This window comes from Paraglaciecola sp. (assembly GCF_039943935.1).
Taxonomy (GTDB): Bacteria; Pseudomonadota; Gammaproteobacteria; order Enterobacterales; family Alteromonadaceae; genus Paraglaciecola.
Genome location: NZ_JBDUZQ010000022.1, coordinates 181,418 through 187,826, shown reverse-complemented (window position 1 = coordinate 187,826; position 6,409 = coordinate 181,418). Strand labels below are relative to the sequence as shown.

The following is a 6,409-nucleotide window of genomic DNA, read 5'->3' as shown; positions in this document are numbered from 1 at the left end:
TAATCAAAGGTGAGCAACCTAAAAAGCTCATGCCGTTTGTGGGTAATCACAGGCAAGATATGCCCAAAGGCATTGCGTATAACGTAATAGATTATTGTGAATTAGTAGAGTGCACAGGTAGATGTATTCGCGAAGACAAAGCGGGCCATATCGAACACCATCACAGTACTATTTTAGAACGACTAGGCTTAAACGATGAACAATGGTTAACGCTTACCACTGAGTTTGAACAGCACTTTTCAACCGCAGTAGGCAGTGAACATATGTTGCAACAATTCAAACACCACACAGAGCATCGACGAATACGAGGTATGGCAAAAGCTAAAGCGTTATTGCAACACGGCTAATACAACATTCACTCTTTTCCTCTTTTCCAGTTCATTGGCTAAATTATGCTGCCCGAAATTTACAAAATGTCACTAATTTAAGTGAATTTAAACCATACCAGCCAAATTATTCCCAAATCCAAAAATAGAAAACCACGACAGAGCTTATTCAAATCACTTTATGTTTTTTGATTGAAAAGTATTTAAGTAATTTATTATTTTGGGTGTCTATGTATGTATTTATTTTGGGTGTCTATGTATGTATTTGGGAGTCTACTGCTGAACAGAAGAAGTTATACCCAGTGCTGGGTTAGTTGTCGGCTAGCGACTAATAAAAAGATAAAATCTATCCGACTCATGGCAAATGCTTGCCGTATTCTTAATGTTATTTACGACGCTATCTAGGTTTTTCTCTATAAATCGCCCCTATCGCCTGAGTTTCTTTGGTCTACTCTCCAAGCAAGTAATGGCTCACTAGTTGCAATATTGTAGAAAGGAAACAAGTAAAATACATTCGTCAGTTAGGTAATTATCATGGAAATCACAAATAACGCACTGTCTTTATTTAATTATATTGGAAACAGTAATAATTCGAGTGGATCTCTTGAGAGCCTTGCAAATAATGCCCGCAAAGAAATTAGTCATGGCATTGGCGTACTTGAATCCGGATTAAATACAGGGGCATTTGAAGAAACCTTTGAGTTGATTGAAAATGGCGAAATTGATGTCGACCTTAATCATGTAGAAAATTATTATCAATTCAATCAACAAAAGCTTGACCGTGAAGTGACTCAATTAGCCACGAGCTTTGACCTTGGATCAGAGGTGGTTGTATCCCTAACTGATGGTGAGCTGGTGGTTGAAGGTGACTCAGATAATATCGAAGCATTACAACATTACCTCGATAAAGACACTCGTCTAAATGCTTTAATACAACAAACGGCTAAGTTATCGGAGTTTGTTGAGTGGGGAGAAGCAAAAAATCAAGCTGCCGAATATAAAGAGAATGGCATGTCAGAAGAGAGTATTGTGGCATTTTTGCAAGATGCCCGCTCTGTAATGAATCACGATAATAAATTTGTTTTGGCTGACATAGGGTCGACGTTTTATTCAAGAGGACACACTCAATCCTTAGTTGATAACATTTCTGAAGATTCCTAAGTCATCAAAGGTTTGGTTATATACCTGATTAACTTTATACTGAGTCAAGCCGCTGTATCTGTGTGAAAACTTACCAGAGCTAAAATATAATTATTTAAGGTTTCACTTTTGACGTCTTTATTTCTATCTGCTAAATCCCTTAAGCTCACCCTGACCTGTATTTGGTTTGGTATTTTTATTAGCTTATCTCAGCCTTTTTCGGTATTACAAGACTATGGAACATTTGCTTTTCTTGGGGTGATAGGGGCGATATTTGCAAATGCGACCGGAGCGGGTGGCGGTGTGGTGTTTATGCCGTTTTTTAACCAGTTAGGCTTTAGTGTCACGACGTCTGTGGCGACTAGTTTTGCGATTCAATGCTGTGGAATGACCGCAGGTGCACTGACTTGGTATGTGCACTTTAAACAATTAACGCGATATAAGCTCACTGAAGCTGACGAGTGGGAGGTTTTGCCAAAAATCTTGATGTTAGTTATCCCTGCTTCAGTTTTAGGTTTGTGTTTCGTGCAATTTAACTCTCAATCATTACAGCAACTTAGTGACCCTAATACCTTACATTTAGGGTTTGGGCTTTTTTCTATGTGCTTATCCCTTGGAATTATTGGGAGTGTGTTTTGGGTGAAAACTCAAAGCTTTAACACAAGCTTATATTTCATTGATTATGTTTCTTTGATCATCGTAGGGTTAATAGGGGGTGGCATTACTGCTTGGCTTTCGATTGGAGTAGGTGAACTCATAGCGGTTTATCTAATTGTACGCCGCTTCAACGTGGCTTTCGCTATTGCTGTGGCTGTGATTGTCAGTGCATTTACGGTTTGGGCGGGTATCGTTTACCACATAGTTGTGACAGCTGCAGTGCAGTGGCCTGTGGTTTTATTTGCCGGTGCAGGGGCTATTATTGGTGGTGTGTTAGCTAAAAAGTTAGTTCTTTATTTTTCGCCCAAAAATTTAAAGTTGTTTTTTGCTGTGTGGATATTTATCTTAGGGCTTACCTCTTTACCTTTCTAGTAATCTAATACTGTTCTTTTGTTGATGTAGAACAGGATTAGGTCATTAACTTTTATTTGTTGGCTTGTTTGAAACCCGTTAAACATTATTCTATTGATAAAATTTTATTGTCGAATGCGTCTGCGCATTCGGTTGCCACTGACCCAATATCAGATTGTATTGTGGTTGAGGAGCCCTTAGAGGTTTGGTTTGGCTACAGCCTAATAAATGCGCCCGTTCCAGAGTTACTTTATACCACTATGCGTACCCCAGGTGATGATATTAATCTGGTATTAGGTTGGTTGTTTTGTAGCGGCATTATTCAGAATTTATCTGATGTATTTTCTATCAATCATACGGGCGCACAAAGGTTAAAGCTACAAACCACTAATCGTATTATGGTTACCTTTTCAAAAATGATTGATGTAACCCAATACAAAAGGGCTGATGTAGTGAGTTCCGCTTGTGGTGTATGTGGCCAGCAGAGTATCGATAGCCTATTAGAAAAATTACCCGACAGAACGCAAACTACTACCAAGCGCCATAACCTATCTATTCAAAGCCTTTCTATGTTGGCTTCAAGCTTGAGTGAACGACAAACGATTTTTAAACAAACAGGCGGTAATCATGGTGTGGCTCTTTTTGACTATCAGACTCATCTGCTTGATGTACGTGAAGACGTTGGTCGCCACAACGCTTTGGATAAACTCATTGGCGCAAGCTTTAGTACGCTTACTAAATCGAATCATGATATTGCGGGAGTGGTATTAAGCGGTCGAGTGGGTTTTGAAATGATACAAAAAACAGCGATGGCTGGTCTTCATTATGTTATCGCTATTGGTGCTCCATCTAGCCTAGCGATTGATTTAGCTGAAGATTGCGACATCTGCCTTCTCGGCTTTGTAAAGCCTCAGCGTTGTAATTTGTACACAGGCAGACATTTACTAAGTGACAAACTCACCCATCAAGGAATGTGATATGGATACAAATAAAATTGAAATTAGAAATTTACAGGTCACTCCCCAAAAGCAATGGGCTGCAGGTATTCCTGCTGTGGTATCTGCCTATAAGAATGTAGGTGGCAAAGTCGGCCCAATAAAGGGGACTCGGCTGTTAACCCATTTGAATCAAATTGAAGGGTTTGACTGCCCCGGCTGTGCATGGCCTGATCCTTTAGGAAAGCGGGCTACGTTCGAATTTTGTGAAAATGGTGCAAAGGCCATCGCCGATGAAGCGACGAAAGAAATAGTCGATGCTACATTTTTTGCTCAATACAGTATTGCAGAGCTTAAAGAGAAATCAGACCGCTGGTTGAACGCTCAAGGCAGATTAGTAGAGCCAATGTTTTTGGCTGAAGGTGCCAGTCATTACAAGCCTATAAGCTGGGAACTCGCATTGGGGTTAACCGCTACACACTTAAGTAAGTTGGCGTCGCCAAATGAAGCGGCTTTTTATACGTCTGGCCGAGCGAGTAACGAAGCGGCCTTTTTGTATCAATTGTTTGTTCGCCAATTTGGTACCAACAACTTACCCGATTGTTCAAACATGTGTCATGAATCTAGTGGGGTAGGTCTTGGAGAAACTATAGGTGTGGGTAAAGGCACCGTTTCGTTAGAAGACTTAGAGCACGCTGAAGCCATTTTTGTGTTTGGGCAAAACCCAGGGTCTAACCATCCTAGAATGTTGGGCTCGCTACAAGATGCTAAACGCAACGGTGCTAAAATAGTGTCTATTAACCCGTTAGATGAAACAGGCCTGAAACGCTTTAAAAATCCTCAGGAAGTCAGTGGCGTGATTGGTTCAGGGACCGCACTTCGCGATTTACATTTACCTGTAAAAATAAACGGGGATGTGGCCTTGCTAAAAGGTTTGTGCAAAGCCTTAATTGAACGAGATGAATCAGGTTTGGCTGTTTTAGACAAAGACTTTATAGCCGAGTATTGCCACGGCTATGAGGCGTTTAAGCTAGATATGCTAGCTACCTCATGGGATGACATAATAAAGCATAGTGGCTTAACCCTAAGTCAAATTAATGAAGCTGCAGATATCGCCTGTAAGTCTAAAAAGACGATTTGTTGCTGGGCTATGGGAGTCACACAACATAAAAATGCGGTAGCTAACATACAGTTGATGACTAACTTGTTAATGTTACAGGGTAATCTAGGCAAACCTGGTGCTGGAGTGTGCCCGGTGCGGGGCCATAGTAATGTGCAGGGTGACCGCACCATGGGCATTTGGGAAAAGCCTAGTGATGCATTACTGGATGCTTTGCAACACACCTATCAATTCGACGTACCTAAAGAGTTTGGTTACGACGCCGTAGAAACCGTTACCGCCATGGCCGAACAAAAACTTAAGGTGTTTTTTGCGTTAGGTGGGAATTTCTACAGGGCGATGCCCGATCATTTATTAACTAAAGATGCCTTGGCTAATTGCGAATTGACCGTGCAGCTATCAACTAAGTTAAATCAAAGTCACTTGTATACAGGTAAAAATGCTTTGATTATGCCGGTATTAGGGCGAACTGAAATTGATAAGCAGGCATCAGGTATTCAGACTGTCACAGTTGAGAACTCCATGGGAGTTGTACAAACTTCTCATGGGAAGATCCCTCCTGCATCGAACTTATTAAAAAGTGAAATTGCCATCATCGCCGAACTGGCTGACTTAACGTTAGACGCAAGCCATATAAATTGGCTCGGTATGAAAGATGACTATAGTTTGATACGAGATGGCATTGCTGAGGTTATCCCCGGTTTTGAGGATTTTAATCGTCGTATCGATGAGTTAGGTGAGTTTGTGCTCCCTAATGCCGTACGAGACGCCCGCAAATTTGCCACCGACACTCAAAAAGCCAATTTTGTGGTACACCAAATCGAGCCAATTGCAGTCCCAGAAAATTGTTTATTGATGATGACAATTCGCAGTCATGATCAGTTTAATACAACGGTTTATACCAATAATGACAGATACAGAGGCATTCATGGGAGCCGCAAGGTTTTCTTTTTAAGTGGCCAAGATATCAAAGCTTTGGGATTTAAAGTGGGTGATACAGTGGATATTCACAGTCATTGGCCTGATGAACATATTCAAACTCGCACTGCAAAAGGCTTTACTTTAGTTGAGTTTGATATACCTCAGGGATCATCTGCTGCATATTATCCCGAAACCAATGATTTGATACCCCTTAGTAGTGTGGCAGAAAAAAGTAATACCCCAGCATATAAATCTGTGGTGGTAAGTTTGACTGCAGCCAGCTAATAAGCTGTGATAAAAATATGAAACTCAAGATAGAAAGCTACTTTGTTGTTTGCTCTCTATCTTGGTTGAGATTTGCTATGTCGTTATGAATCTGCACGGCTTACAAATTTACTTTCGGAAGTACTCACTTTAATTTTTTCACCGCTTGCTATGTACTCAGGTACTTGTACCACTAAACCTGTGCTTAGTGTCGCAGGCTTAGTACGAGCACTTGCAGACGCGCCTTTAATGGACGGGTCGGTTTCGGTGATAACAAGCTCAACGTTGGGGGGCAATTCAATACCGACAGGTTTACCTTCAACTAATAGAACCTGTAACCCTTGAGTATCTTCTGTGACAAAAGGTAGCTCTTCACTGATTGTGTCTTTGTTTAAGAAGTAAGATGTATAGTCTTCACTGTCCATAAAGATATATTCATCACCGTCTACATAAGAAAATGTGACTTTACTACGATGAAAGTCTACTAAATTTAATACTTCGTCAGCTTTGAAACTTTCATCCGCTTTGGCCCCTGTTCCTACTTCATAGAGGCGCATTCTGTATAAACTCGCACCGGCTCGGCCACTTGGAGTTAGTTTGTTGATTTCTTTAACAAGGTACACTTTACCGTTATGTTCAACTGCGGCACTTTTTTTAATTTCACTGGCTTTAGGCATAAAAATGGCTCTTAAATA

General features: G+C 40.8%; 5 protein-coding genes and 1 pseudogene. 5 read left to right on the top strand and 1 reads right to left on the bottom strand.

Features of this window, described 5'->3' with window-relative positions; genetic code table 11:
• From ABJD71_RS14880 to ABJD71_RS14860, 5 genes and pseudogenes are all read left to right on the top strand, one after another.
• Nucleotides 1-347: pseudogene (locus ABJD71_RS14880) on the top strand (transposase); the annotation flags it as partial.
• 513 nt (nt 348-860) lie between these two features.
• Nucleotides 861-1,487, top strand: coding sequence for a hypothetical protein (locus ABJD71_RS14875; protein ID WP_348171008.1), 627 nt, complete (start codon nt 861-863; stop codon nt 1,485-1,487).
• Nucleotides 1,488-1,595: 108 nt separating this feature from the next.
• Nucleotides 1,596-2,495 carry a sulfite exporter TauE/SafE family protein gene (locus ABJD71_RS14870; protein WP_348171005.1) on the top strand — a complete coding sequence of 300 codons (900 nt, stop codon included), beginning with the start codon at nt 1,596-1,598 and terminating at the stop codon, nt 2,493-2,495.
• A 68-nt stretch (nt 2,496-2,563) separates the two neighbouring features.
• The gene (locus tag ABJD71_RS14865) at nt 2,564-3,451 is read left to right on the top strand and encodes a formate dehydrogenase accessory sulfurtransferase FdhD (protein WP_348171002.1); all 888 of its coding nucleotides are present in this window, start codon (nt 2,564-2,566) and stop codon (nt 3,449-3,451) included.
• Between the two features lies 1 nt (nt 3,452).
• On the top strand, nt 3,453-5,735 hold the full coding sequence (locus ABJD71_RS14860) for an FdhF/YdeP family oxidoreductase (protein WP_348170999.1): 2,283 nt from the start codon (nt 3,453-3,455) through the stop codon (nt 5,733-5,735).
• Between the two features lie 83 nt (nt 5,736-5,818).
• On the opposite strand, the gene yeiP is transcribed toward ABJD71_RS14860, so the two are convergent.
• Nucleotides 5,819-6,391 (bottom strand): elongation factor P-like protein YeiP, encoded by a 573-nt coding sequence (gene yeiP / locus ABJD71_RS14855; RefSeq protein WP_348170996.1) that lies wholly within the window; start codon nt 6,389-6,391, stop codon nt 5,819-5,821.
• Between the last annotated feature and the right edge of the window lie 18 nt (nt 6,392-6,409).

Bases quoted from the DNA above. Each gene is read 5' to 3' on its own strand.
- ABJD71_RS14860 (WP_348170999.1), top strand. From the start codon at position 3,453: ATGGATACAAATAAAATTGAAATTAGAAATTTACAGGTCACTCCCCAA.
- ABJD71_RS14875 (WP_348171008.1), top strand. From the start codon at position 861: ATGGAAATCACAAATAACGCACTGTCTTTATTTAATTATATTGGAAAC.
- yeiP (WP_348170996.1), bottom strand. From the start codon at position 6,391: ATGCCTAAAGCCAGTGAAATTAAAAAAAGTGCCGCAGTTGAACATAAC.